The following is a 23,628-nucleotide window of genomic DNA, read 5'->3' on the forward strand; positions in this document are numbered from 1 at the left end:
TGGAACGAGTAGGAGCCCTCGCTCATGCCGCCTTTACAACGGCGACGAAGCGGTATGCTGTAACCTTCGGAAGAATGAGAGAACTTCATGACACGATCACGGCAGAGCGAGTTACGCGAACGGTTCACGATTCTTGGCGACGTCAGATCCGCCTCGTTCGTCCCGTGGATTCGCCGTCATGCCGACAAGCTCGGCCTTTCCCAGAACTTTTTGCATGCCGGCGCCGACCGGATTGAACTGGAGGTCGCAGGACCTGTCGAGCTGATCGACATGCTGGAAATGGGATGTTCGCTGGGGCCGATCGATGTCTGGGTCGATCAGATTCAGCGCAGGATTGTAGATCCCGTCCCTACACCGAGGTCGTAACGGCATCTGAGTTGATGCCCTTTATTTAACCATTGTTGCCAATGCGAATTTTTTATGCAAGCCTCAAAAGCTGGGACTGCAAATCCTGGCTCCGGCACCAAACCCGCAGCGCCAGACCACTGGTAAGATTAGGGAATTAACCGTCATGCCTTCCGATACGGCCGGCTCCTGGACGCCTGTCGCACTTTCTGCCGATCTGCCGCTGGCGACCGTCATCCCGGCCTGGACACCGGCGGGATCAATCGCTCTCTGGCGCAGTCAGTCCGGGCGCGCATCAGCTTCTTCGGACCGCTGTCCGCATCGCGGCATGCGATTGTCTCACGGCTTCGTACGGGGCGAGGCGCTCTCCTGTATCTATCACGGCTGGAGCTATTCTCCGGCGGGAGGATGCGTTCGCATTCCTGCCCATCCCGATCTCGTGCCGCCGGAAACGATTCGCGTGGCGGTTCAGCGGGTCGAAGAATCAGATGGCATCGTCTGGGTGGCAGTCGGCGAACCGGCACTGCCGCCGCCGCGCCTTGGCCATCTCGTTCCGATACGCTCGCTGACGCTCAACGCCGACATCGCGGCAATCGAAGCCGCGGCCGGCGGGAAAGTCGATGCGGACGGGCTGATCCGCGTCGCTGATTGTCCGTGGATGCGGCTTTTGCCGACGGCGCAGACCGGATGCACCCTCATTTACGTCCTAGTCGAGCAAGATCGCAATGTCGCAGATCGGATTACGGCGTCGCGCATCGCCGAAGCCGTGCGCCGCCGGGCGGAGACACGCCAGAAGGATGCCGCATGAAAGAAGCCGGCGCGATGCTTGATGAATGGTACCCGGTTGGCCTCTTCAGCCAACTCACCGAGGCAGGAAGCAAGACCGCTTTGATGGGCGAGCCCATAGAGGTGATACGCACGCCTGATGGCGCGGCGCGGGTCACATCGGACAATGGACGTGCCCTGCCGGTTCGCGTCCGCTATGGTCATGTCTGGTCTTCCCTCGGCACCCCCCTCAAAGAGGTGTTTGCTATTCCCGAAGCCGATCAGCCCGGCCGCCGCTTCGTCGATGTCGGTGTCGTTCGGGTGCGCTGCTCGCCTCTCAGAGCAGTCGAGAATTTCCTCGACATCGCGCATTTTCCCTTTGTTCATACGGATATCCTCGGCGCCGAACCGCACACCGAAGTTCAAAATTATAAGGTGGAGATCCGCGAGAAGGAGGATGAGGTCTGGGCGACGCAGGTGAAGTTCTACCAGCCGCAGGCTGCAAAGTCGGCAACTGGCGGCATTACCACCGAATATATGTACCGCGTACCGGCTCCGACCTGCTCGGTGCTTTACAAGACCTGCCCTCCTCGCCCGGGAGAATGGGATGTCATCACCCTGTTCGTCCAGCCGCTTGCGGAAGATCTTTGCGACGTATGGCCGTGGATGGCCCTCTTCGACGACGTGACGCCAATGACAGACCTCATCCATTTTCAGCAGATGATTTTCCTGCAGGATCGCTCGATCCTCGAAAACCAGATCCCGGCACTTCTGCCGCTCGATCCTGGCATGGAAATTCCGACAAGGGCCGACCTGACATCGATCGCTTACCGGCGCTGGCTGAAGCGCCACAACTATCTCTATGGCGCACAGCTGGTCGCACAATGAAGCTCTACGACTACATCCTATCGCCGAGCTGTTACAAGGTCCGCCTGATGGCTGCGATCCTCGGGGTCAAGCTGGATATCCGGCCGGTCGATTTCCATCCCGGCATGGAACATCGCGGTCCTGAACTTCTCGCCCTCAATCCGGCAGGCTCGATCCCGATCCTCGTGGATGGCGATCTGGTACTGACAGAATCTTCGGCCATGCTCGGCTATCTCGCGGCGCGAAGCGGCCCTGAATGGCTGGGCACCGGCGCGCCGCAGCAGACGGCGCGCATGCAACAATGGCTCTCGTTTTCGCATCGGCTGACGACAAATCTCGGCGGCGCGCGACTGCATCAGATGCTTCTGCGCCCCGGCGATATCGAGGCCCTGCAGGCACAGGGGATCGCGGCGCTGCGCGAACTGGAAGCCGGGCTTTTTGAACAGCGCCTCCGCGACATGCGGTTCCTCACATCAGACCGCGCCACGATCGCCGACATCGCCTGTTTTCCCTACGTGGCTCTGGCGCCCGATGGCGGAATCCCGCTCGATCCCTATCCGAATATCCGGCTCTGGCTGCGCGCCATCCGCAGCCTTGAAGGGTTTATCGAAATGCCCGGCATCCACCGGCTACACGAGTTGAAGCCCGACCCTCATCCCCTCAACGAGGAGACGTGAGATGACGAGCTACCTCCTGAAGAACTGCGCCGCCATTATCGTCGACGAAGGCAACGGGCCGGCCGTGCGCCGGAATTCCGATCTGCTGACCAGGGGTCCGGCGATCCAGGCGATCGGCACCAACCTGTCACAAGCGGCTCTGCCTGCAGACACGATCATCCAGGACGCATCCGGCTGGTTTATCTATCCGGGCCTCGTCAACACCCATCACCACTTCTTCCAATGCTTCGTACGCAACCGGGCCGATCTTGACTGGACGAAGCTCTCCGTCATCGAATGGCTCGACCAGATCTATCCGATCTTCTCACGGCTGAACGAGGATTGCTTCTACCATTCGTCGATCACCGCCATGGCCGAGATGATCAAGCATGGCTGCACCACGGCGTTCGACCATCAATATTGCTTCCCCCGGCACGCAGGAAAGCGCCTGATCGATCGCCAGTTCGAGGCAGCCGAGCTTCTCGGTATGCGTTTTCACGCCGGCCGCGGCGGCAATACGCTGCCGAAGTCAGAGGGCTCGACGATCCCGGACGCCATGCTGGAAACCACCGATGAGTTCATCGCCGATTGCGCCCGGCTGATCGACAGCTACCACGATGCCGGCGCCTTCAGCATGCGGCAGGTGGTGGTTGCCCCTTGTCAGCCCGTCAATTGCTACCGCGAAACCTTCGTCGAATCGGTCGCGCTCGCCCGTGACCGCGGCGTCCGGCTGCACACGCATGTCGGCGAAGGCGAAAGCCCCGTCGTTGAGGCGCGGCATGGGATGCGGACGGTCGACTACTGCGCCGAACTCGGCTTTGCCGGCCCCGACAGCTTTTATGCCCACTGCTGGGAGCTGACACACGACGAACTGCGCAAGATGGCGGCCAGCGGCACGGGTGTCTCCCATTGCCCCGAGCCGGTCTATCTGGTCGGCGCCGAAGTCACGGACATTCCTGCAATGTCGGCTGTCGGGCTGCGGATCGGGCTCGGCTGCGATGGCGCGGCTTCAAACGACAATTCCAACCTCATGCACTGCGTCCACTCTGCCTATTTGCTGCAGTGCCTGAAGGCATCGACGCGCGCCCATCCGGTTCCAGCGCCGGTGGATTTCCTGAACTACGCGACGACAGGCGGCGCAAGTCTGCTTGGCCGCAGCGATATCGGCCGGCTTGCTCCCGGCATGGCCGCCGACCTCTTCGCGATCGACACGAGGCGGATGGACTATGTCGGCACCCGCCATGACCCGTTGAGCCTGATTGCCAAGGTCGGGATCGGCATGCCGACCGATCTGACCATGATCAACGGCCGCATCGTCTGGCAGGCCGGGGAGTTTACCGGGCTCGACGAGGCCCAGCTTTTTGCCGCCGCCGAAGCGGCCCTCGCGACCGTCGAATTTTAAATCAAAAGAGGGAACTGACATGACCAACGATCTTACCCGCAGAACATTGATGAAGAGCGCGGCGGCTGCCGGTCTCGCAACGGCTTTTGCCGGCCGCTCGGCGCTTGCCGCCGACGAACCGCTCGGCATCGCCCTCGTCGTTCCTTCGCCTGTCGGCGACGTCGGCTGGGGCCATGCGCTTGCCGCCGGCATCGACCCGATCAAGGCCGCCTATGGTGACAAGGTGAAGGTCACGATCATCGAAAATATCGCCGAAGGCCCGGACGCCGACCGCATCATGAACAAGACCGTCGCCGACGGAAATCATTTCCTGATCGCCGGCTCCTTCGGCTATCAGAACGGCGCGCTGCAGATCGCCCGCCGCAATCCGAAGGTCACCGTCCTGCATGCTTCAGGCTTCCAGGTCGCGCCGAACTTCTCGCCCTTCGCCGCCAAATATTTTCAAGGGACCTACCTGCTCGGCATGGCGGCGGCGGCCGTCTCCAAAACCGGAAAACTCGGCTCGGTGTCCGCCTTTGCCATTCCCGAGCTGATTACCTCGATCAACGCCTTCACGCTCGGCGCGCAGGCCGTCACGCCGGATATCGAAGTGTCTGTCGTCTGGGTCAATTCCTGGTTCGATCCGGCCAAGGAGCAGGAAGCTGCCAAGGCGCTGATCTCGCAGGGCTGCGACGTGATCTTCTCCAATGCCCAGGATACGCCGTCGGTGATCTCGGCCTGCGAAGAAGCCGGCGTCTATGCCTTCAACCTCAACTCATCAATGAAGAAATATGCCGAAAAGACCTACCTCGGCTGCATCGCAACCGACTGGTCGCCGTTTTTCAAAGCGTCGGTCGACGCCCATCTTGCCGGCACCTTCAAGGGCGCCAATGCCTTCCTCGGTGTTGCCGACAAGGTGGTCGAAGTCGTCGATTGGAACCCGGCCATCCCGGCCGATACGATGATCAAGATCAAGGAAATCGAGGCGAAGATTGCCGATGGCAGCTTCTCGCCGTTTACCGGTCCGATCACCAAGGCCGATGGCAGCGAAGGTGCCGCCTCGGGTACGACGCTGACGGACGCCCAGATCGTCGCGATGGACTGGCACGTCAAGGGTGTCACGACGCCGCTGCCGAAGTAAGCCATGGCAAGCCCGCTCCTGTCGCTGCGCGGCATTACCAAGAGCTACGGCCCGGTCGATGCCAATCAGCAAATCGATCTCGACGTGGCTCCACGATCCATCCATGCCATCCTCGGAGAAAATGGGGCTGGCAAGTCGACGCTGATGAAGCTGATCTACGGCGTCGAACAGCCGGACAGCGGCACCGTCGCCTGGAACGGGAAAGCCCTCAGCCTTGCCTCTCCCGCAGAGGCAAGGCGCGCCGGTATCGGCATGGTGTTCCAGCACTTCTCACTGTTCGAGAGCCTGACAGTCGTCGAGAACATCCGCCTGATCGTCTCTGGCAAAAAGAGCGAACTTGCGCAACGCATTCGCAAGCTCGGACATGAGTTCAGCCTTGAGGTCGATCCGTTCGCCCACGTCCATTCGCTTTCCGTCGGCGAGAGACAGCGGGTGGAAATCATCCGATGCCTGATGACCGATCCGAAACTGCTTATCCTTGACGAGCCGACCTCTGTGCTGCCGCCGCAGGCGGTGGAAAAACTCTTCGAGACATTGCGGCGGCTGCGCGACGGCGGTGTGTCCATCCTGTTCATCTCCCACAAGCTGGAAGAAATCCAGTCGCTCTGCGATCGCGCGACGATCCTGCGCGGCGGACGCGTCACCGGTCATGTCGATCCCCGCGAGCATGATGCCCACGAGCTTGCCCGCATGATGATCGGCCGCGACATGCCGGAACCGATGCCTGCGCTGCGGTTGGCCGAAGGCGAAAAGCGCCTGGAACTTGTCGGGCTAGATTACCGGGCGGACCCTTTGGCCGCGCCGCTTTCGAATGTCAGCCTCACCGTACGCGCCGGCGAAATCCTCGGCATTGCCGGGATTTCCGGAAACGGCCAAAGCGAACTCGCAGCGCTCATTTCGGGCGAAACCCTATTGCCGCGGGATCAGCGCGACCAGATCTTCATGATGGGCCGCGACGTCGGCGCACTCGACTCTGCCGCCCGCCGGCGGCTCGGTTTCGCCTTCGTGCCGGAGGACCGGCTCGGCCGCGGTGCGGTTCCTGAGATGTCGCTCACCCTCAACAGCCTGCTGACCGCCCATCCGCTAAACCTCGTCAGGCATGGCCTGCTCGACACGGTCCGGGCGAGAGCCTTCACCGATGATTGCATCCGGGACTATGACGTGCGCACGCGCGGTCCAGGGGCAGAGGCCGGGTCGCTTTCCGGCGGCAACCTGCAAAAATTCATTGTCGGACGCGAGATCATGCTGGCGCCGAAGCTCCTTTTCCTCGCTCAGCCGACCTGGGGCGTCGATATCGGCGCGGCCGCCGCAATCCGCAAGCGGCTTATGCGCCTTCGCAATGAGGGCATGGCGATCCTCGTCATTTCCGAGGAGCTCGAGGAACTGTTCGAACTCAGCGACTTCATACAGGTCCTGTATCACGGCACGTTGAGCCCGCCGCTGGTCACGCGTGACACCAACCCCGAAGAGATTGGCCGCTACATGATCGGGGCCCTGCCGCAGCAAGAGAAAGCCATCGCATGAGCCGACCCTTCCTTGCCGCCTTTCCAACTCTGGTCCGCCGGGAGCGAGCATCGCTTGCCGCCACCCTTCTGGCGCCGCCCATCGCCCTCGTCGTCACCGTCATTTTCAATCTCGGACTTTACGTCGCCATGGGGCGCGATCCGGCTGCGGTGATCTATGCAATGCTGATCGAGCCCTTTTACTCGTGGGCATCGTTCTCCGAAGTGCTGTTGAAGACCGCTCCCCTGCTCCTCATCGCGCAGGGGCTTGCGATCGGCTTTCGCGCCAAGGTGTTCAATATCGGTGCCGAAGGACAATTCGTGCACGGTGCGATCTTCGCCTCCGCCATTCCGATCTGGTGGCCCGAGGCAACCGGCCAATGGATCTGGCCGGCAATGCTGCTGCTCGGCATGCTGGGCGGGGCGTTCTGGGCGTCGCTGACCGCCTTCTGGCGCGTCCGGCTCAATGCCAACGAAATTCTCGTTTCGCTGATGCTGAGTTTCGTTGCCGTGCAACTCCTCAATTATCTGCTGCTCGGTCCCTGGAAGGACCCGAACGGTTTCAATTTTCCGCAGTCCGTCATGTTCCAATATGACGCGATGGTGCCGATCCTGATCGAGGGAACACGCGTCAATGTCGCGCTCATCCTCGCCGTCCTCCTGTCGATCGCCGCATGGGTCTTCATGCAGAAGAGCTTCATCGGCTATAAATTGCAGGTCGGCGGCCTGGCGCCGCGCGCGGCGAGCTATGCTGGATTCCGGGAAAGCTGGGCAATCTGGCTTTCGCTGCTGATCGGCGGAGCTGCAGCCGGTCTTGCCGGTGCAGCCGAAGTCGCCGGTCCGCTCGGCCAGCTGCAACGCTCGATCTCGACCGGATACGGTTATGCGGCGATTATCGTCGCCTATCTCGGCGGGCTGCACCCGATCGGCATCGTTATCTCCGCGGTTGTCATGGCTGCGCTCTACATCGGCGGTGACAACGCCATGGTCTCTGCCAATCTGCCGATTGCGGCGGTCCGGGTTTTCCAGGGCAGCCTGCTCCTTGCCTATCTCGTGGCCATCGCCTTCGTCCGCTACCGTTTTGTCTGGCGGCCCGCATCGACCAGGAGCCCGACATGAACGCCGTCGAGTTCGTTCTGACCGGCATGCTGGCGGCTGCGACACCGTTTCTCCTGGCAGCGCTCGGAGAGCTTATCGTCGAGCGTGCCGGCGTGCTCAATCTCGGCGTCGAGGGGCTGATGGCATTCGGCGCCGTCATCGCCTTCATCATCGTCTATCATGGCGGCGGTCATTTTCTGGCTTTTCTCGCCGCCGGCCTCGGCGGCGCGCTTTTGTCCCTGATTTTTGGGGCAATCGTCCTCGGCTTCAATGCAAACCAGGTCGCGACCGGGCTTGCGATCGGGATTCTCGGGCAGGGGCTGTCGGCGTTGTTCGGCAAAACCTATGAGAGCCTGACGGTCAGGGCGCTGCCGAAGATCACCATTCCCGGTCTTTCTGATATTCCCGTCATCGGCGGCCTGTTTACCCAGGATATCGTCGTCTGGCTTTCGCTGGTCGTGACCGTCGCGATCTGGGCGATGTTTGCATATGGCAAGGTCGGACTGATCATCCGCGCCGTTGGCGAAAACCCGCAAGCGGCGCATGCCATCGGCTATCCGGTCATCGCCATCCGCTTCGCCGCAGTAGCCGTCGGCGGAATGATGGCGGGCTGTGCCGGCGCCTATGCGGCGACGATCTACACACCGCTATGGGCGGATGGCATGGTTGCCGGCCGCGGCTGGATCGCGATTGCACTCGTCGTGTTCGGAACCTGGCTGACCGGCCGCATCTTTCTGGGCGCATGTCTGTTCGGCGCGGTATCGCTTATGGGGCTTGCCGCCCAGGCGACCGGGCTCGACGTTCCCTCGCAGTTGCTCGCGTGTCTGCCCTATATGGTGACGATCATCGTGCTCGGCATCATTTCGGCGGATCGCCGCCTGCTCAAGCTCAATGGCGTCGCCTCGCTCGGCGAGCCGTTCGAGCGAGCATGATGACGACCCGGCCGGGCTAATGGCAGTTGGAGCGGTGTCGCCCTGCTCTCGGAGAGCGACCACGGTCGGTCGTACCCGGAGCTGGGGGCCCAACAATCGTATCAGCCTGGGCCAGGCGTCTTGCGACCGCGAGCTTCAAATTCGACGAGCAATGACTTGAGTTCGACCTCTCGGACGCGTCGCGCCGCTTCATCAGGGCTGACCCATTCGAGAATACGCTGGCCCTGCTCCTTGAAGTCATTGCTGATCTCGGTGATTTCGATCTGAAACACGTCGACGATGCATGGCGCCACATCGCCGTCGTCCAGTTCTTTCAGATAAGTATAGCAGCCAACAGGTTTCTTCCTCACTGTCCCGCGCACGCCTGCCTCCTCCCAGGCTTCGATCGCCGCCGCTTCGAAAGGCTTCTTCCCCTTCATCGGCCATCCCTTCGGTATGACCCAGCGCGCCCGCTCGCGCGATGTAATGACCAGGATTTCGATCCTCGGTCCGCCATCGCAATAGCGAAAGCAGAGGGCGCCATATTGTTGGCGAAACGCACCGGCGAACAGCTTCGCAGGAACAGCGGCGAGCTGCCGCAGCAATGGCTGAGATCTGTCTGGCCGGGGCTTGCTGCGTTTTTTCGTAGACTTCATGGCGTTCGGCTTCAACTCATCCTGCGACCCGGGCCCACTTTTTATCGGCGGGCCCTGCTTGCTTCCAGGCTGCCGGCGCCTCAATCACCCGTGGCCCTGGCATCCAGGATAGTCCTGGCAATGTCGGCAAATCCAAGTCCTGCGGGCTCTGAAGATATCCATTTCGGGACATGTCGCAGATAGGGAAGAACGGGAACAATATTGCCGACGCCGAAGGAATTCCGGATGAAGCCGAACATCGGCGCATCGTTTCGAGAATCGCCGACGAAGGCCGTAACGGAAGGTAATTCAGCGGGGTCGACCCCGAATATGCCGGCAAGGACGCGCTCGCTCATGGCGCGTTTGTCATAATCGCCTATCCAGGTGTTGATGTGGATGGAACTGATGGCGACGGTCCCGCCGATTGCCCTGATACTGGATGCGAGATCTTCGACTTCCTGCGTATCATGACCCTTAATGTCGATTGCAACGTCAGCCAAGCGGAACACCTGGTCGTGGGCGATCTTGAAGGTGCCGCCTTTTTCCGAGATCAGCTTTTTGATAACACCAAGATGCCGGCTTTGACGCTCGCGCTGCAGTGAGGCGTTCTCCCAGTAATCGAAAACAACCTCACCGTTACGGCGGGTAACGGCATAAGCGCCGCTTTCGCCAATGACCGCGGCAACAGGCCAGGCACGCACGATGTGTTCGCACCAGCCGGCGGAACCACCCGTGACCGGCACGACGGCGATGCCGGCCCGGCTGAGCTCCCAAAGGGCGTCATAGGTGCGCGGCAGAAGCTTACCTTCCGTCGTCAGCGTATCATCGATATCGGTGAAGAGATAACGCACATGCTGCAATTCATGCGCAGAGGGTGCCAGATCTACGAACGTCACGTCATGTCCTCGCCGCAGGTCACCACCCCCATGCTGCTCTCGGCCAGTACAGCAGCAACCGACGGATCGAACGGCAGCCGGTCCGTGTAAAAGCGGGTGATTTTATGGAAAGGCGCGACGCGCACCGCCGCATGGCGGGTCCATTTGCTGACGTCTGCGGCCAAGAGACGCGTTTGCGAATTCTCCAGAAGCGCATTGGTGATCTGCGCCTCGCTAACGCTGAAGTCCATCAGGCCGTTCACCGGGCTCAGCGCACCGGCACCGACGACGGCATAAGTCGCATAGAATTTTTCGACGAATTTGATCACATCGCTGCCCACGACGTCGCGGTCGTCATGGCGCAGAAGGCCGCCGGTAAGATGGACCTCGACACTCGGCGATTCGCAAAGGGTCAACGCGACATGGATGTTGTTGGTGATGACGGTCAGCCCCTGGTGATCGCGCAACGCCTCGGCAACGAATTGAACCGTGCTGCCGATCCCAAGGAATACCGTCGCCTCCGGGCCGATATCGGCGGCGACCCGTTTTGCAATCAGGCGCTTGGCCCGACGGTTCAGCTGGGCGCGGGCGTTGAGCGAAATATTGCTGCCTTCGACCGGCACATCAACACCGCCGTGAAAGCGACGGGCGTGCCCGAGGTCGCAAAGGGCATTGATATCACGGCGGATCGTCTGGGTCGTCAGATCGTACCGGCGCGCCAGATCATCGATATATTGGACGCCCTCCGTTTCGATCAGCGCAAGTATTTCGCGTTGCCGGCTCGATATGACCCGCTGCCTCATCGCTATTTCCTATGAGAGATAGACACTCGGGTCGTCTGTTATCACGCCGGTCAGCCCGACAGGCCAAAAAGATGCGAGCAGCTTCGGATCGTTGCAGGTCCATGCCCGCACCTTGATCTGCTGCTGCGCCGCCTCCTCGAGGAAACCGATGCTGAGAGACTTGTATCCCAGGTGGACCGTCCTTGCGGGAAGTGACTGAAGAATTTCACTCCAGTCATCCGGCAATTTGCTCCACAACATGGCAAGCTCGTAATCGGGATCGATTTCGTGCATGCGCTTGAGCGCAGCTGCGTCGAAGCTCGATATCATGATCTTGGTCTGTGGCGCGCGCGCCTTCAAATGGTCGTCAACGGTTTTCACCAGCTGATCGAGCGATTTGTGGTGCGGATGCTGCTTGATCTCGACATTGGCATTCAGCCCCAGCTCACCCAATGCGGACAGCACCTGGGCAAGGGTCGGAAGGGGTTCGCCCTTGAAGCGCGGATCGAACCACGCGCCGGCGTCGATCTTGTGAAGGTCGGATGCGGTGAGATCGCTGAGCTTGCCGGTCGAGGAAGAGCAGCGGTCGACCGACACGTCGTGGATGACGACCGGTGTGCCGTCGCCAAGAAGGGCGACGTCGAGTTCGACCCATTCGGCGCCCTGGTCGGCAGCCGCCCGAAAAGCCGCGATCGTGTTCTCCGGCGCGACAGCGGATGCGCCTCGATGTGCCTGAACTTCACCGGGGACGGGTCCGGATCGCGGCTCTGAGTTTGGCATGTCCTTCTCTTTCCTCAATTTTGTCCGCTGCAGACCTTCGTATCTCGCAATACGGCCGTTTCAGTCCGTGCGTCGTCCAGTCCTGCTGTTGAAGGGATGCATCTGATCAATGCGCGCGAAGATCTCGATCTTGGCAGTCTCGGCGAAGTTCGGCCGGCCCTGAACCGTCAGGACGACCGTCTGCTGCCCCTCCCCCAATCTGACATGCAGATTGCTTTCGCCGCCGATCGGCTCGAGCAATTCGACTGTGGCGTTCAGGCGGACGGAAGGCTCAACCGGTTTTGCGACGAACAGGGCGTCTGGTCGAAGCCCGACCATGTCCGTGCCGTCGGGCAATGCCAGGATGTTCCCGGCATCGGCCGCACTCAGCACCTCAATCGGCACGAGGTTCATCGGCGGAGAGCCGATGAAGCCGGCAACGAACAAACTTGCGGGACGGTCATAGACCTCGACTGGCGATCCCACTTGTTCGACCAGCCCGCCATTCATGACGACGAGCCGGTCGGCGAGGGTCATCGCTTCTAGCTGGTCATGGGTGACGTAGATGCTGGTGGTCTTCAGGCGGCGTTGCAGCCGGCGTATTTCGACCCGCATCTGCACACGCAGCTTGGCGTCAAGGTTGGACAGGGGCTCGTCGAAAAGAAACGCCGCCGGCTCGCGCACGATGGCTCGCCCCATCGCGACGCGCTGGCGCTGTCCTCCCGACAATTCGCGCGGCTTGCGATCCAGCATCGGCCCGATTTCGAGGATGTCGGCCGCCTCCTTGACGCGGCGATCGATTTCCGCCCGTGCCGTGCCGCGGTTCTTCAAACCATATTCAAGGTTTCCGCGCACCGTCATATGCGGATAAAGCGCATAGTTCTGGAAGACCATGGCGATATCGCGCTCGGCCGGCTCCGCCTTGTTGACGTTGCGGCCACCGATCTCGACCCGGCCGTCGGTGATTGATTCCAATCCGGCGATCATGCGAAGCAAGGTCGACTTGCCGCAGCCGGAAGGGCCGACCAGCACGATGAATTCGCCGTCGTCGACAGCCAGGTTGATGCCTTTGACGGCGGGAACAGTACCGTAGTTTTTCTTGACGTCGACGATATTGATCGGGGCCATTTCATTTCTCCGTTTCGACCAGGCCTTTGACGAAAAGGCGTTGCATGGCGACGATGACGAGGACGGGCGGCAAGGCGGCAAGGATGACCGCTGCCATGACGAGGTTCCAGCGCGGCACAGCATCCGCGACCGCGGCCATGCGCTGGATACCCATGACGACGGTGTAGAGGCTCTGGTCGGTCGTGACGATGAGCGGCCACAGATACTGGTTCCAGCCGAGCACGAAGAGGATGATGAACAAGGCTGCGATATTGGTCACCGACAGCGGCAACAGGATGTCTCGGAAGAATTTCATCGGCCCCGCCCCGTCAACGCGTGCGGCTTCCATCAGCTCGTCGGGCACGGTGAGGAAAAACTGACGAAACAGGAAGGTGGCGGTCGCCGATGCGATCAGCGGAATGATGAGACCGCCATAATTGTTCAGCATTCCGAGGTCGGCGACCACCTTGTAGGTCGGTACGATGCGCACCTCGACCGGCAACATCAGGGTGATGAAGATCATCCAGAAGGAGAGCGTGCGAAAGGGAAATCGAAAATAGACGATGGCGAAGGCAGAAAGGATGGAAATGGCGATTTTACCGACCGCGACACCCACCGCCATGATCAACGAGTTGAACAGCATCGGTCCGATCGGCGGTGCGCCAGAACTCGTCATGCCCGAAGACAGCATGGTCGAATAGTTTTCGATCAGGTGCGGTCCCGGCACCAGCGGCACGACGCCAGACAGAAAGTCGTTCGGACCGTGGCTCGATGCGATGAAGGCGATATAGACCGGGAAGACCACGATCGTGACGCCGAGGATCAGGACGAGGTGAGCCAGAAAATTCAGGAAAGGGCGATTTTCAACCAACTTTGACGCTCCTCAATATTGCACGCGGCGTTCGATGAAGCGGAACTGGATCGCGGTGAGAGCGATAACGATCAGCATGAGTATGACGGACTGCGCTGCGGAGGAGCCCAGGTTGAGGCCGATGAAGCCATCGAAATAAACCTTGTAGACGAGAATTTCGGTGGCGCGCGCCGGCCCTCCCTGCGTCGTCGCATGAACGATGCCGAAGGTGTCGAACATGGCGTAAACGATGTTGATGACGACCAGATAGAAGGTTGTCGGCGAGATCAACGGGAACACGATCGTCCAGAAGCGCTTCACCGGCCCGGCGCCGTCGATGGCGCCGGCTTCCTGGAGCGAGCGCGGCACGGATTGCAGCGCGGCCAGGAAAAACAGAAAGTTGTAGGAAATCTGTTTCCAGGTGGCGGCGATCACGATCAGGACCATCGCATCGTCGGGATTGATCAGATGGTTCCAGTTGATCCCCATGCTGCGCAGCATATAGGCGACGATGCCGATCGACGGATTGAACATGAACCACCAGAGGATACCGGCGATCGCCGGCGCGACGGCGTAGGGCCAGATCAGCAAGGTCGAGTAAAGGCGCGATGTGCGCAGCACACGCATGGCCGCGGCAGCCAGAATGAGCGCGATCGTCGTCGACAACACGGTTACCAGAAGCGCGAAGACCAGTGTGTGGCCGAAGGCGTCCATATAGAGCGGGTCGGCAAAGAGCCGGCGATAATTCTGGAACCAGACGAAGCTCGTTTTAAAACCAAAGGCATCCTGGCGAAGAAAGGATTGCCAGAAGGCGGTTGCCGCCGGCCACAGAAAGAAGACGATCGTTATCAAAAGCTGGGGAGCAATAAGCAGATAAGGCAAAACCCTATTGGGAAAGACGGTTCGTTTGGTTTGCATGGGCCCTCACAAATGACGGAAAGGCAGGGGCCGGTTGACCGGCCCCTGCCCCGAGCCCTTAGTTGGCGGATTCAAAATCGCGAAGCTGTTCGTTGCCACGCGCGACAACCGAATCAACCGCTTCCTTGGCGGTCTTCTTTCCGCCCAGCAATGCCGCGAATTCGTCATCGATGATGCCGCGGACCTGGACGTAATTGCCGAAGCGGATGCCCTTGGAGTTTTCGGTCGGCGTCACCCGCGTCAACTGCTTGATGCCGACATCTGCGCCAGGATTCTTTTCATAATATCCCTGTTCCTGGCTGAGCTTATAGGCAGCTTCCGTGATCGGCAGGTAGCCCGAGAACTGATGCCAATCGGCCTGAACGTCCGGCTTCTGCAGGTAGGTGTAGAATTTGGCCACACCCTTGTATTCCGCATCCGGGCGGCCTTTCAGCGTCCAGAGCGTGGCGCCGCCGATGATCGAGTTGAGCGGCTGCTTGATGATATCATCGTAATAGGGAATCGGCGCAAAACCGACCTTGAAGCCTTTGGCGTTGTTGATGACGCCCGCCCGGCCTGCGGACGAGTTCATATACATCGCGCATTCCTGCGAATAGAACATCGGCGGGGCGTTGTCGCCGCCGACCGGTCCGCCGAATTTGAAGAGCCCTTCATCCTGCCACTTCTTCAAGTTCCCCCAGTGGCGGATCGTCAGATCGTTGTTAAAGGTAAATTCCGCGTCCAGACCGCCGAACCCGTTTGCCTTGGTGGAGTAGGGCTTATCGTGGAGGGCGTTGAGATTTTCAGTCTGGATCCAGGAGATCCAGGCGCTGGTGAAGCCACATTTGGCAGCGCCCGACTTGATGATCGTGCGCGAGAAGGCTTCCACATCAGCCCATGTCTTTGGCGGCGCCTCCGGATCGAGGCCAGCCTTCTTGAAGACATCCTTGTTGTAATACATGATCGGCGTGGACGAATTGAACGGCAGGGACAGGACGTTGCCGCTGGTGTCTGAGTAGTAGCCGACGACCGGCGCAATGAATTGGTTCTGGTCCCAGGGCTCGCCCTGGTCCTTCATCAACTGGTACACCGGATAGACGGCCCCCTGCGCCGCCATCATGGTGCCGGTCCCAACTTCATAGACCTGCACGATGGCCGGCTGCTGATTGGCGCGGAACGCCGCAATCGCACCCGTCAGCGTCTCGTCGTAGGTGCCCTTGTAAACCGGCACGATTTCATAATCGGACTGAGACGCGTTGAAGCCCTTGGCAATCTGCTCCAGCTTCGCGCCGTTCTCGCCGCCCATCGCGTGCCACCACTGGATCTTTGTGGCGGCCGTCGCCGGAACGGACAAGGACAGGCTGGTCAACCCTGCGGACAGGAAAAAAGCGATCTTGTTCATTAGTCTCTCCCACTTTCTCTCGGTCCGCAGCCTCCCGCTCCAGACGCGCGGCAATGGTAGCAGCCGAGTTTCACTTTGCAACAACCGATGTTCAAATGAACATCGAACAACGCTCGTATACTGAGTGCGAACAACATCTCGGTCGCGACGCGTGATCGGCACCTGCGGATTTCCCCGCCATCCCGTTCGAATATTGAGATATAATGTTCACATGAACATCTTGTGTCAGTCGGCGCAGAAATACGGTTTCTGTTGGGGACGCGTAAAAACAAGCCCGGGCCATCGTCAGATGGCCGGCCTGGCGAAATAAGGGAGTTGAATATTGCGCCGCGGTTCCCAAGCGCTCGGCGCCGCTTTCAGGATCGCTTTACTGGGTGTCGGATGCGCGCGGCTTGTGCCAACGCCTTTCAGAAAAACATGAGCGGAGCATTTCGCATCGGTAGAAAGTGCTTAGGCGACTTTGCTTCTGCAAGCGCCTCAGACGGCGTGAGCACGAGCCTTGCGCCATGCGTCGAACCGCGCCAGTGTCTCCGTGTTGGGTGGATAGACGCCGAGTGTTGGCTTGCCGGATTCGATCTCCTGCTTCAGGAACTCCTCCTGCTCCTCCATCGCAACGGCCTCATCAGCGATTTCGCTCACATATTCTCGGGGAATAATGATGACGGCTTCGCTGTCGCCGAAAACGATGTCATCCGGGTAGACCGCAACGCCACCGCAGGCAATCGGCTGGTTCATATCCGATGCGTGGTGGGCAACCAGATTGGCGGGAGCCGCCGGCCCCAGGCAATAGGTGGGAAGCCCGAGTTGGGCGATATCGGCGGTGTCGCGAACGCCTCCGTCGAGCACGAGGCCGGCGCAACCGCGATAGACAAGGCGACGGGCCAACACCGCGCCTATGCCCGCGATCTCGGCGATCGAGCGGCAATCGAATACGAGGACGTGGCCCTCCGGGATCGTATCGATCGCCTTGCGCTGCTGGTTTGAGGGGTCGGAACTATAGGTCGAACCGTCGATATCCTCACGGGCCGGAATATAACGGACGGTGACTGCCGGGCCGATCATCGGCACTTCGGTCGCCGCAAGCGCCCGCACGCCGCGAACCGCGGTGTTCCTGAGCCCCCGCTTCAGCAGCAAACTGCTGAGGCTCGCCGAATTCGTCCGCAGAAGTTTTGCGTAAACCGATGAGTCCAAAGCCGTCATGAGATCCCTCCCCTTATTTGGGGAAAGAACTACCACAACCAACCACCGCAGTTCAATTGGGAATTTAGCACTTCTTATTTGGACATCGGATGAAGCCCATCAACGGTTTTGGTCAGCATGGCGGCCGCCTCTAGAACCTCGCGCCTGATCGAGCGAGCTCGGTCCGGCGTTGCCTCACCAATGAAAGGCACGCTGACGGTGGCGATCAAACGACCCCCATCATCGAATACCGGCGCGGCGAAAGCGCGCAAACCGAGGTTGGACTCCTGATTGTCCTCGGCATATCCGTTGCGGCGAATTTCCATGAGCGCCTCTTTCAACGCCTCCGGATCGGTGATCGTATAGGGGGTCTTGGCCTCCAGCCCGCCGGCGCAGTAGGCTGCAGCTTCGCTATAGTCCGAATAGGCGAGAGCGAGCTTTCCGGCTGCTCCAACGTGTTTGCGTGAGCGTCCCCCGACCTTGATAAACAAAGCATAATCGCCGGGACTCGAGGCCGCAAATATCGTCATCATTTCACGCCCTTCGGGGACGGCCAGCTTGAAGGACTCCATTATCCGCTCCGCCGCCGCCGCAAGTATCGGCCTGGCCGCCTCGATGAGCGTCACCCGGTCGGCGCCGGGCGAGATCTTGCGGGCAAGCTCGACGAATTTCGGGCCCAGTTCGTAGGAGGCTCCGCCGTTGACCCGCGCGACCAGGCCGTGCGCGGTGAGCGAATTCAGGATCCGGTAGACCGTTGAGCGGGGCACGCGCAACTGATCGACCAAAGCCCCAAGGGAAATGCCCGTTTTGGCATCGGCGACCGCCTCGAGCAGATGCGCCGTCTTTTCCACCACCGGAGAACCATGCTTCGGTTCATTCATGAATTTAGAATTCCATTAGAGAATTAATCATCTTGACTTATCCGGGGTCGGCAACCATGTTGTCAACCGCAAGTGTCGTATTTGACACTACGCGCTTGCGGGAGGAAGTAAAGCCGTCAGGCGCCGAAGAAATCCTGCACAGCCGAACGGCTGTTGCGGTGGACGCCGGCGCGCGCGACGCGCTCGGCCGGAACGGGAGGAGGCTATTATGGCGACAAGGATTATCCACGCATTACGCATTGGGCTTGCAGTCTCCTTGGCGGCGGGCGTCGCAATATCGGCCTATGCCGGCGAGGACAAGCTGACGGTTGTGGTGACGGACGAACCGAAGTCGCTGGATCCCTGCGACACTGATCTTTCGGGAAATTCCCGCATCCTGCACAACAACATCACCGAAGCGCTGGTCAACCTCAGCCCGGCAGACGGATCGGTCGTTCCAAGCCTTGCCACCAGCTGGCGACAGGTCGACGATCTGACCTGGGAGTTCAAGCTGCGCGAGGGCGTGACGTTCCACGACGGCAAGCTGTTTGATTCCAATGCAGTCGTCGCCGCGCTCAAGCGGGCTCAAGACCCGGTATTGGCCTGCGAAGTCGGACTGGCCACCTTGAAGGGCGTCAAGCTGAATGCAGAGGCTCCCAACCCGACGACCGTTCTCATCAAAACCGACGTCGTCGAACCGATCCTGCCGAACAAGATGTCAGCCGTCGACATCGGTTCGCCGGCGACGCCGAATGACGGCAAGACGCGCAGCCCGGCCGGAACCGGACCGTATAAGCTGGAAGCATGGACGCCCGGCCAGTCCGTCACGCTGACGGCCTATGACGGCTATTGGGGCGATAAGCCGGCAATCAAGAATGCGACGATCATCTGGCGTGCCGAATCCGCAGTGCGCGCGGCCATGGTGGAGACCGGCGAAGCGCAGATCGCCTACGAAATTGCGCCGCAAGATGGCACGACCGAACAGGATCAGGCCTTTCCGAACGCTGAAACTTCGCTGCTGAGGATCGATGCGCAGGTCGCGCCGCTCGACGACAGACGCGTGCGCGAAGCGCTCAATCTTGCCATCGACCGTGACGGTCTCATCGGAACCATTTTCCATGGCGACGCCAAAAAGGCGATGCAGGTCGTGCCGCCTTCGGTATTCGGCTTCAATCCCGACATTCCCGTCTGGGCCTATGATCCGGAAAAGGCAAAGTCGCTGCTTGCTGCGGCCAAGGCCGATGGCGTGCCGGTCGATAAGGAAATCGTCATCTACGGTCGCATCGGCATCTATCCCAACTCCTCCGAAAGTCTGGAGGCTATTCAGGCGATGCTGGCGGATGCCGGTTTCAACGCGCGGCTTGAAATGCTCGAGACGAGCCCCTGGCTGAAGCGGCTTCTGAAGCCGTGGGACAAGGATCGCCGGCCGTCCATCCTGCAGACGCAGATCGACAATGCCGAAGGGGACGCCGTCTTCACCCTTCCCAACCGCTTCACCACTGACGGCAATCAGTCGACAATCGCAGATGCCAAGCTCGACGAGCTGATCGCAAAGGGTTCGAAGGCAACCGGCGACGAGCGCAAGAAGCTGTTTCAGGAAGCGTTCCGATACATCGCCGTCGATGTGGCAAACATCGCGCCGCTCTTCCACATGGTCTCGATCGCCCGGGTCGCAAAGGACGTGAACTACACCCCCGATGTGCAGGCCGGCAACGAGATCAAGCTGAAGTCGATCAGCTACCGCTGATCGGCGATTAGCTACCGCTGATCGAACCTAACATCTGTCGCCTGAGGAGAGCGGATGTCGCTGACCTATTTTCTGAGACGTGCAGCCTTCGCGGCGCTCGCGCTTGCGGCTTTGATGACGTCGGCCTTCTTCCTCGTGCGGCTGACGGGCGATCCCGTCAATCTCTATCTGCCTGTCGACGCCTCGGTTGCGGCGCGCGACGCCATGCGCGCCCGCCTTGGGCTCGATCGTTCGCTCCTCGCCCAGTTCTTCGATTGGGCTTGGGATATGCTCAGCCTCGATTTCGGAATGTCTCTCTGGCACAATCGCCCGGCCATGGACGTGGTGCTGGAAGCGCTGCCGAACACATTGGCGCTCGGCGCCATCGCGTTGGCGCTGGCCTTTGCCGCCGCGATCGTCGTCGGGTCGGTCGCTGCGGTCAACGCCGGCGGCTGGGTCGACCGGGGTGTCAACGTCCTGTCGCAGGCAGCCGCAAGCGTCCCCGATTTCTGGCTCGGCCTGATGGGCGTCCTGCTGTTCGCGGTCACCTTCCGCATTCTGCCGACGTCAGGCTTCGGCGGCCCGGCCTACTGGGTGTTGCCTGTCGCCTGTCTCTTTGCCCGACCTTTCGGAACTCTGGTGCAGATCGTCCGCGGCTCGATGATCGAAGCGCTGAACGCGACATTCGTCCGGACGGCCCGCGCCAAGGGCGCCCGCGACGGACGCGTCACCTTCGTGCACGCACTGCGCAACGCTCTCCTTCCGGCGATCACCGTGACGGGCGATCTTGCCGCCCAGTTCGCCGGCGGCGGTGGTGTCGTCGAAGTGGTCTTCGGCTTTCCCGGCATCGGCAAACTTCTGATCGACGGCATCCTGAAACGTGATTTCGCGATCGTTCAGGCGTCGATCTTTGCCGTCGCCGTCGTCATCTTCTTCATCAACATCCTGGTCGACATGCTCTATGCCTCGATCGATCCGCGCGTGAGGGTCGAATGACCGACACATCGGCTGAGTTCCTCCCCGTCCGAGAGCGCCGCGGCCGACGCATCGCCTGGCTCATGCGGGCGCTCGCGGGTGACCCGATGGCGGTGGTGGCAAGCATCTGGCTGCTGATTGTCGTCCTTGCCATTGCCGCCGACAGCCTTTCACTCCTCGGCGAAAATCGCATCTCGCTCAAGGCACGCAACCTGGCGCCCTTCAACTTCGGGCAATCCTGGACGTTATGGCTGGGTGCCGATGCGCTCGGGCGCCCGCTCCTTGTGCGTCTCATAGAGGCGGCATCGACGACGCTCGGGATCGCTCTCGTCACCGTATTGACAAGCCTCACCGGCGGGACGCTGCTCGGCGTGATCGCAGGTTATTTCGGCGGCATTGTCGGTAGCCTCATCATGCGGATCTGCGACATTATCCTCGGCTTTCCGACGCTGCTGGTGGCATTGTTCGGCCTATATCTGTTCGGCCCGAGCGTCAGCAACCTCGTCATCGTGCTCGCCGTGACCCGCATGCCCGCCTATATCCGCGTCGCCCGGGCCGAAACACTGGAGGTCCGCGAGAGGCTTTTCGTCGATGCGGCGCGTGTTTTCGGCGGCGGCCCAGCCTGGATCCTGCGCACGCACATTCTGCCGAGCGTCGCACCGACAATGCTGACGCTCGCCTCCGTCAATCTTGCCATGGTCATGCTATTTGAATCCGGTCTCAGCTATCTCGGGCTTGGCATTCAGCCGCCTTCGGTCAGCTGGGGACTCATGGTCGCACAGGGACAGGGCTACCTGTCGTCTGCCTGGTGGCTCAGCTTCTTCCCGGGCCTCGCCGTCATGTTCACCACCATGTCCTTCAACCTTCTCGCCAACTGGTTCCGGATCGTCAATGATCCGTCGCAGCACTGGCGGCTTTTAAGCCGGAGGCGCTGATGGCCCTTCTCGACGTCAAGGACCTTCAGGTCAGCTTTGACACGGCTGCCGGCCGAATCCTCGCACTCAACGGGGTTTCCTTCTCGCTCGAGCGCGGCGAGGTTCTGGCGCTTCTCGGAGAAAGCGGCTCCGGAAAATCGGTGACCGCCTCGGCCATCATGGACCTCGTTCCCAATCCGCCTGGCGCGATCGACCGCGGATCGATTCGCTTCGAGGGCACCGAGTTGCTGCAACTTCCCCGCAGCGAGCGGCGTGATCTCTGCGGCGACCGGATCGCCCTGATCTTTCAGGACGCGCTTGCCTCTCTCAATCCGGTCTATCCGGTCGGCTGGCAGATCGCCGAAATGTTCCGCATCCACGGGCGCAGCCCGGTAGGCGGTGTGGAAAATGCGGTGATCGAGCTTTTGACGGCGATCGGCATCCCCGACCCCCAACGTCGCGCCAGGCAATATCCGCACGAATTTTCCGGCGGCATGCGCCAGCGCATCATGATCGCCATGGCGGTAGCGCTCGAACCGGACATCATCATTGCCGACGAGCCGACGACAGCGCTCGACGTGACGATCCAGGCGCAGGTGGTCGATCTGCTGCGCACGATCCGCGAACGCAGCAATGCGGGCATGATCTTCATCACCCACGATCTTGGCGTGGTGGCAGAGCTCGCAGACCGTGTCGCGGTCATGTATGCCGGCCGTATCGTCGAGACCGCGAGCGTCTTCGAACTCTTCGACGATGCCCGCCATCCTTACAGCGTCGGACTGCTTGCCTCGCAGCCGCGCATCGACACCGACGAGGACGAGCTGGTCCCGATCCCCGGCTCGGCTCCCAATCCCGTCGCCCTGCCGTCCGGCTGTGCGTTCAGGACGCGCTGTCCGCGCGCCGAGGCGGTCTGCGCCGAGCTTGCCCCTCATCTCGCAACCGTGGGCCCAGGCCGCCAGGCCGCCTGCCACTTCCCGGTACCGCCAGCATGATCGAACCTCTTCTTAAAGTGCAAAACCTCTCTCGGCACTTCGGCAGTGGCGCAACAGCAGTACGCGCCGTCGACGAGGTCAGCTTCGAGATCGCCCGGGGGGAAACGGTCGGCCTTGTCGGCGAAAGCGGATGCGGCAAGACCTCACTGGTACGCACGCTCCTGAAGCTCGGGCCGGCAACGAGCGGCAGCGTCCTGCTCGACGGCGTCGAGATCACTGAGGCAAGTGGCCGCCAGTTGCATGATTTGCGCCGAAAGATGCAGGTCGTCTTCCAGGACCCCTACCAGTCGCTCAATCCGCGCCTTCGGGTCGACCGATTGATCGCCGAACCCTGGGCGTTGCATCCTGGCGTCCTGCCGAAGTCCCGGTGGCGAGAGCAGACGGTCAGACTGCTCGAATCGGTCGGGTTGCGCGGCGAACATGCGAACCGCTATCCCTCCGAATTTTCGGGAGGCCAGCGTCAGCGGCTCGGCATCGCGCGTGCCCTGACGCTTGATCCGGCGCTCCTCGTATGCGACGAGCCGGTCTCGGCCCTCGACGTGTCGGTCCAGGCGCAGGTCGTCAACCTGCTCGCCAGGCTGAGGCGCGAACGCAATCTGGCGATGCTGTTCGTCGCCCATGATCTGGCCGTCGTGCGGCACGTCTCGGACCGGGTGATGGTCATGTATCTCGGCAAAATCATTGAAACAGGACCGAAACACTCGATCTTCAGCGCGCCCGCCCATCCCTACACGCAAGCCCTGATGTCGGCCGTCCCGACACCGGATCCGCGGCTTCGCGGACAACGCAGGCGCATCGTGCTGAAAGGCGACCTGCCGAGCCCCGTCAATCCGCCGAGCGGATGCCGCTTTCGAACGCGTTGCTGGAAGGCGACATCGATCTGCGCCGAACAGGAGCCGGCCTTGAGGAACAGGACGGCAGCCCCCGGACTGCTGACCGCCTGCCATCACGCCGATCCGGATCTTTCCGAGGCCGCCGCCTGAGCCTTCTCGTAGGGCTTTCTTACGGC

At 61.1% G+C, this 23,628-nt stretch carries 24 protein-coding genes; 14 read left to right on the plus strand and 10 right to left on the minus strand.

The window, feature by feature from the left end:
* Window positions 1-87 precede the first annotated feature (87 nt).
* From GA0061105_RS09960 to GA0061105_RS10000, 9 genes are all read left to right on the plus strand, one after another.
* Window positions 88-366, plus strand: a complete 279-nt coding sequence (locus tag GA0061105_RS09960) for an acylphosphatase (RefSeq protein ID WP_092749827.1) — start codon at window positions 88-90, stop codon at window positions 364-366.
* Window positions 367-511: 145 nt separating this feature from the next.
* Complete coding sequence (locus tag GA0061105_RS09965; RefSeq protein WP_092749829.1) at window positions 512-1,153, plus strand: Rieske 2Fe-2S domain-containing protein; 642 nt, start codon at window positions 512-514, stop codon at window positions 1,151-1,153.
* On the plus strand, window positions 1,150-1,998 hold the full coding sequence (locus GA0061105_RS09970; RefSeq protein WP_092749831.1) for an aromatic ring-hydroxylating oxygenase subunit alpha: 849 nt from the start codon (window positions 1,150-1,152) through the stop codon (window positions 1,996-1,998). Before GA0061105_RS09965 ends, GA0061105_RS09970 begins: the two co-directional genes overlap by 4 nt.
* Window positions 1,995-2,654 (plus strand): glutathione S-transferase family protein, encoded by a 660-nt coding sequence (locus GA0061105_RS09975; protein ID WP_092749833.1) that lies wholly within the window; start codon window positions 1,995-1,997, stop codon window positions 2,652-2,654. The genes GA0061105_RS09970 and GA0061105_RS09975 overlap by 4 nt, the downstream gene beginning before the upstream one ends.
* 1 nt (window position 2,655) lies before the next feature.
* Window positions 2,656-4,035, plus strand: a complete 1,380-nt coding sequence (locus GA0061105_RS09980) for an amidohydrolase (RefSeq protein ID WP_092749835.1) — start codon at window positions 2,656-2,658, stop codon at window positions 4,033-4,035.
* A 19-nt stretch (window positions 4,036-4,054) separates the two neighbouring features.
* Window positions 4,055-5,155, plus strand: coding sequence for a BMP family ABC transporter substrate-binding protein (locus GA0061105_RS09985; protein ID WP_092749837.1), 1,101 nt, complete (start codon window positions 4,055-4,057; stop codon window positions 5,153-5,155).
* A gap of 3 nt (window positions 5,156-5,158) precedes the next feature.
* Entirely contained in the window at window positions 5,159-6,679 is a 1,521-nt protein-coding gene (locus GA0061105_RS09990) for an ABC transporter ATP-binding protein (RefSeq protein WP_092749839.1), read from the plus strand.
* Complete coding sequence (locus GA0061105_RS09995) at window positions 6,676-7,776, plus strand: ABC transporter permease (RefSeq protein ID WP_092749841.1); 1,101 nt, start codon at window positions 6,676-6,678, stop codon at window positions 7,774-7,776. The genes GA0061105_RS09990 and GA0061105_RS09995 overlap by 4 nt, the downstream gene beginning before the upstream one ends.
* A complete protein-coding gene (locus GA0061105_RS10000) occupies window positions 7,773-8,687 on the plus strand; it encodes an ABC transporter permease (protein ID WP_092749843.1) in 915 nt (304 codons plus the stop codon). The genes GA0061105_RS09995 and GA0061105_RS10000 overlap by 4 nt, the downstream gene beginning before the upstream one ends.
* A 101-nt stretch (window positions 8,688-8,788) precedes the next feature.
* Here GA0061105_RS10000 and GA0061105_RS10005 read toward each other — a convergent pair whose 3' ends face one another.
* The 10 genes from GA0061105_RS10005 to GA0061105_RS10050 form a co-directional block, all read right to left on the minus strand.
* Window positions 8,789-9,322, minus strand: a complete 534-nt coding sequence (locus GA0061105_RS10005; protein ID WP_092750333.1) for an NUDIX hydrolase — start codon at window positions 9,320-9,322, stop codon at window positions 8,789-8,791.
* Between the two features lie 80 nt (window positions 9,323-9,402).
* Complete coding sequence (locus GA0061105_RS10010; RefSeq protein ID WP_092749845.1) at window positions 9,403-10,197, minus strand: HAD family hydrolase; 795 nt, start codon at window positions 10,195-10,197, stop codon at window positions 9,403-9,405.
* On the minus strand, window positions 10,194-10,979 hold the full coding sequence (locus GA0061105_RS10015) for a DeoR/GlpR family DNA-binding transcription regulator (protein WP_092749847.1): 786 nt from the start codon (window positions 10,977-10,979) through the stop codon (window positions 10,194-10,196). Before GA0061105_RS10015 ends, GA0061105_RS10010 begins: the two co-directional genes overlap by 4 nt.
* Before the next feature lie 9 nt (window positions 10,980-10,988).
* Window positions 10,989-11,738, minus strand: coding sequence for a glycerophosphoryl diester phosphodiesterase (locus GA0061105_RS10020; protein ID WP_092749849.1), 750 nt, complete (start codon window positions 11,736-11,738; stop codon window positions 10,989-10,991).
* Between the two features lie 60 nt (window positions 11,739-11,798).
* Window positions 11,799-12,845 (minus strand): sn-glycerol-3-phosphate import ATP-binding protein UgpC, encoded by a 1,047-nt coding sequence (locus GA0061105_RS10025; protein ID WP_092749851.1) that lies wholly within the window; start codon window positions 12,843-12,845, stop codon window positions 11,799-11,801.
* A gap of 1 nt (window position 12,846) precedes the next feature.
* A complete protein-coding gene (ugpE, locus tag GA0061105_RS10030) occupies window positions 12,847-13,695 on the minus strand; it encodes a sn-glycerol-3-phosphate ABC transporter permease UgpE (RefSeq protein WP_064695205.1) in 849 nt (282 codons plus the stop codon).
* 12 nt (window positions 13,696-13,707) lie between these two features.
* The gene (ugpA, locus tag GA0061105_RS10035; protein WP_064695206.1) at window positions 13,708-14,592 is read right to left on the minus strand and encodes a sn-glycerol-3-phosphate ABC transporter permease UgpA; all 885 of its coding nucleotides are present in this window, start codon (window positions 14,590-14,592) and stop codon (window positions 13,708-13,710) included.
* A gap of 58 nt (window positions 14,593-14,650) precedes the next feature.
* The gene (gene ugpB, locus GA0061105_RS10040) at window positions 14,651-15,973 is read right to left on the minus strand and encodes a sn-glycerol-3-phosphate ABC transporter substrate-binding protein UgpB (RefSeq protein ID WP_092749853.1); all 1,323 of its coding nucleotides are present in this window, start codon (window positions 15,971-15,973) and stop codon (window positions 14,651-14,653) included.
* Window positions 15,974-16,450: 477 nt separating this feature from the next.
* Window positions 16,451-17,173: an RraA family protein gene (locus GA0061105_RS10045; protein WP_064695208.1), complete on the minus strand. Its 723-nt coding sequence runs from the start codon at window positions 17,171-17,173 to the stop codon at window positions 16,451-16,453.
* A 74-nt stretch (window positions 17,174-17,247) separates the two neighbouring features.
* Window positions 17,248-18,033 (minus strand): IclR family transcriptional regulator, encoded by a 786-nt coding sequence (locus tag GA0061105_RS10050; protein ID WP_092749855.1) that lies wholly within the window; start codon window positions 18,031-18,033, stop codon window positions 17,248-17,250.
* A 208-nt stretch (window positions 18,034-18,241) separates the two neighbouring features.
* On the opposite strand from GA0061105_RS10050, the gene GA0061105_RS10055 reads away from it, so the two are divergent.
* Genes GA0061105_RS10055 through GA0061105_RS10075 form a run of 5 tightly spaced genes read left to right on the plus strand, consistent with a single transcriptional unit; the run spans window position 18,242 to window position 23,602 of the window.
* Entirely contained in the window at window positions 18,242-19,759 is a 1,518-nt protein-coding gene (locus GA0061105_RS10055; RefSeq protein WP_245304252.1) for an ABC transporter substrate-binding protein, read from the plus strand.
* 54 nt (window positions 19,760-19,813) lie between these two features.
* Window positions 19,814-20,734 (plus strand): ABC transporter permease, encoded by a 921-nt coding sequence (locus tag GA0061105_RS10060; RefSeq protein ID WP_092749859.1) that lies wholly within the window; start codon window positions 19,814-19,816, stop codon window positions 20,732-20,734.
* Window positions 20,731-21,648, plus strand: coding sequence for an ABC transporter permease (locus tag GA0061105_RS10065; protein WP_092749861.1), 918 nt, complete (start codon window positions 20,731-20,733; stop codon window positions 21,646-21,648). Before GA0061105_RS10060 ends, GA0061105_RS10065 begins: the two co-directional genes overlap by 4 nt.
* A complete protein-coding gene (locus tag GA0061105_RS10070) occupies window positions 21,648-22,619 on the plus strand; it encodes an ABC transporter ATP-binding protein (RefSeq protein WP_092749863.1) in 972 nt (323 codons plus the stop codon). Before GA0061105_RS10065 ends, GA0061105_RS10070 begins: the two co-directional genes overlap by 1 nt.
* The gene (locus GA0061105_RS10075) at window positions 22,616-23,602 is read left to right on the plus strand and encodes an ABC transporter ATP-binding protein (protein WP_092749865.1); all 987 of its coding nucleotides are present in this window, start codon (window positions 22,616-22,618) and stop codon (window positions 23,600-23,602) included. The genes GA0061105_RS10070 and GA0061105_RS10075 overlap by 4 nt, the downstream gene beginning before the upstream one ends.
* Window positions 23,603-23,628 lie beyond the last annotated feature (26 nt).

The sequence above is a fragment of the Rhizobium aethiopicum genome (assembly GCF_900094625.1).
Lineage (GTDB): Bacteria > Pseudomonadota > Alphaproteobacteria > Rhizobiales > Rhizobiaceae > Rhizobium > Rhizobium aethiopicum.

What these genes read in the sequence shown, in the direction of transcription:
- GA0061105_RS09960 (WP_092749827.1), top strand. Translation starts at nt 88, where the DNA reads ATGACACGATCACGGCAGAGCGAGTTACGCGAACGGTTCACGATTCTT.
- GA0061105_RS09965 (WP_092749829.1), top strand. Translation starts at nt 512, where the DNA reads ATGCCTTCCGATACGGCCGGCTCCTGGACGCCTGTCGCACTTTCTGCC.
- GA0061105_RS09970 (WP_092749831.1), top strand. Translation starts at nt 1,150, where the DNA reads ATGAAAGAAGCCGGCGCGATGCTTGATGAATGGTACCCGGTTGGCCTC.
- GA0061105_RS09975 (WP_092749833.1), top strand. Translation starts at nt 1,995, where the DNA reads ATGAAGCTCTACGACTACATCCTATCGCCGAGCTGTTACAAGGTCCGC.
- GA0061105_RS09980 (WP_092749835.1), top strand. Translation starts at nt 2,656, where the DNA reads ATGACGAGCTACCTCCTGAAGAACTGCGCCGCCATTATCGTCGACGAA.
- GA0061105_RS09985 (WP_092749837.1), top strand. Translation starts at nt 4,055, where the DNA reads ATGACCAACGATCTTACCCGCAGAACATTGATGAAGAGCGCGGCGGCT.
- GA0061105_RS09990 (WP_092749839.1), top strand. Translation starts at nt 5,159, where the DNA reads ATGGCAAGCCCGCTCCTGTCGCTGCGCGGCATTACCAAGAGCTACGGC.
- GA0061105_RS09995 (WP_092749841.1), top strand. Translation starts at nt 6,676, where the DNA reads ATGAGCCGACCCTTCCTTGCCGCCTTTCCAACTCTGGTCCGCCGGGAG.
- GA0061105_RS10000 (WP_092749843.1), top strand. Translation starts at nt 7,773, where the DNA reads ATGAACGCCGTCGAGTTCGTTCTGACCGGCATGCTGGCGGCTGCGACA.
- GA0061105_RS10005 (WP_092750333.1), bottom strand. Translation starts at nt 9,322, where the DNA reads ATGAAGTCTACGAAAAAACGCAGCAAGCCCCGGCCAGACAGATCTCAG.
- GA0061105_RS10015 (WP_092749847.1), bottom strand. Translation starts at nt 10,979, where the DNA reads ATGAGGCAGCGGGTCATATCGAGCCGGCAACGCGAAATACTTGCGCTG.
- GA0061105_RS10020 (WP_092749849.1), bottom strand. Translation starts at nt 11,738, where the DNA reads ATGCCAAACTCAGAGCCGCGATCCGGACCCGTCCCCGGTGAAGTTCAG.
- GA0061105_RS10025 (WP_092749851.1), bottom strand. Translation starts at nt 12,845, where the DNA reads ATGGCCCCGATCAATATCGTCGACGTCAAGAAAAACTACGGTACTGTT.
- ugpA (WP_064695206.1), bottom strand. Translation starts at nt 14,592, where the DNA reads ATGCAAACCAAACGAACCGTCTTTCCCAATAGGGTTTTGCCTTATCTG.
- ugpB (WP_092749853.1), bottom strand. Translation starts at nt 15,973, where the DNA reads ATGAACAAGATCGCTTTTTTCCTGTCCGCAGGGTTGACCAGCCTGTCC.
- GA0061105_RS10045 (WP_064695208.1), bottom strand. Translation starts at nt 17,173, where the DNA reads ATGACGGCTTTGGACTCATCGGTTTACGCAAAACTTCTGCGGACGAAT.
- GA0061105_RS10050 (WP_092749855.1), bottom strand. Translation starts at nt 18,033, where the DNA reads ATGAATGAACCGAAGCATGGTTCTCCGGTGGTGGAAAAGACGGCGCAT.
- GA0061105_RS10055 (WP_245304252.1), top strand. Translation starts at nt 18,242, where the DNA reads ATGGCGACAAGGATTATCCACGCATTACGCATTGGGCTTGCAGTCTCC.
- GA0061105_RS10060 (WP_092749859.1), top strand. Translation starts at nt 19,814, where the DNA reads ATGTCGCTGACCTATTTTCTGAGACGTGCAGCCTTCGCGGCGCTCGCG.
- GA0061105_RS10065 (WP_092749861.1), top strand. Translation starts at nt 20,731, where the DNA reads ATGACCGACACATCGGCTGAGTTCCTCCCCGTCCGAGAGCGCCGCGGC.
- GA0061105_RS10070 (WP_092749863.1), top strand. Translation starts at nt 21,648, where the DNA reads ATGGCCCTTCTCGACGTCAAGGACCTTCAGGTCAGCTTTGACACGGCT.
- GA0061105_RS10075 (WP_092749865.1), top strand. Translation starts at nt 22,616, where the DNA reads ATGATCGAACCTCTTCTTAAAGTGCAAAACCTCTCTCGGCACTTCGGC.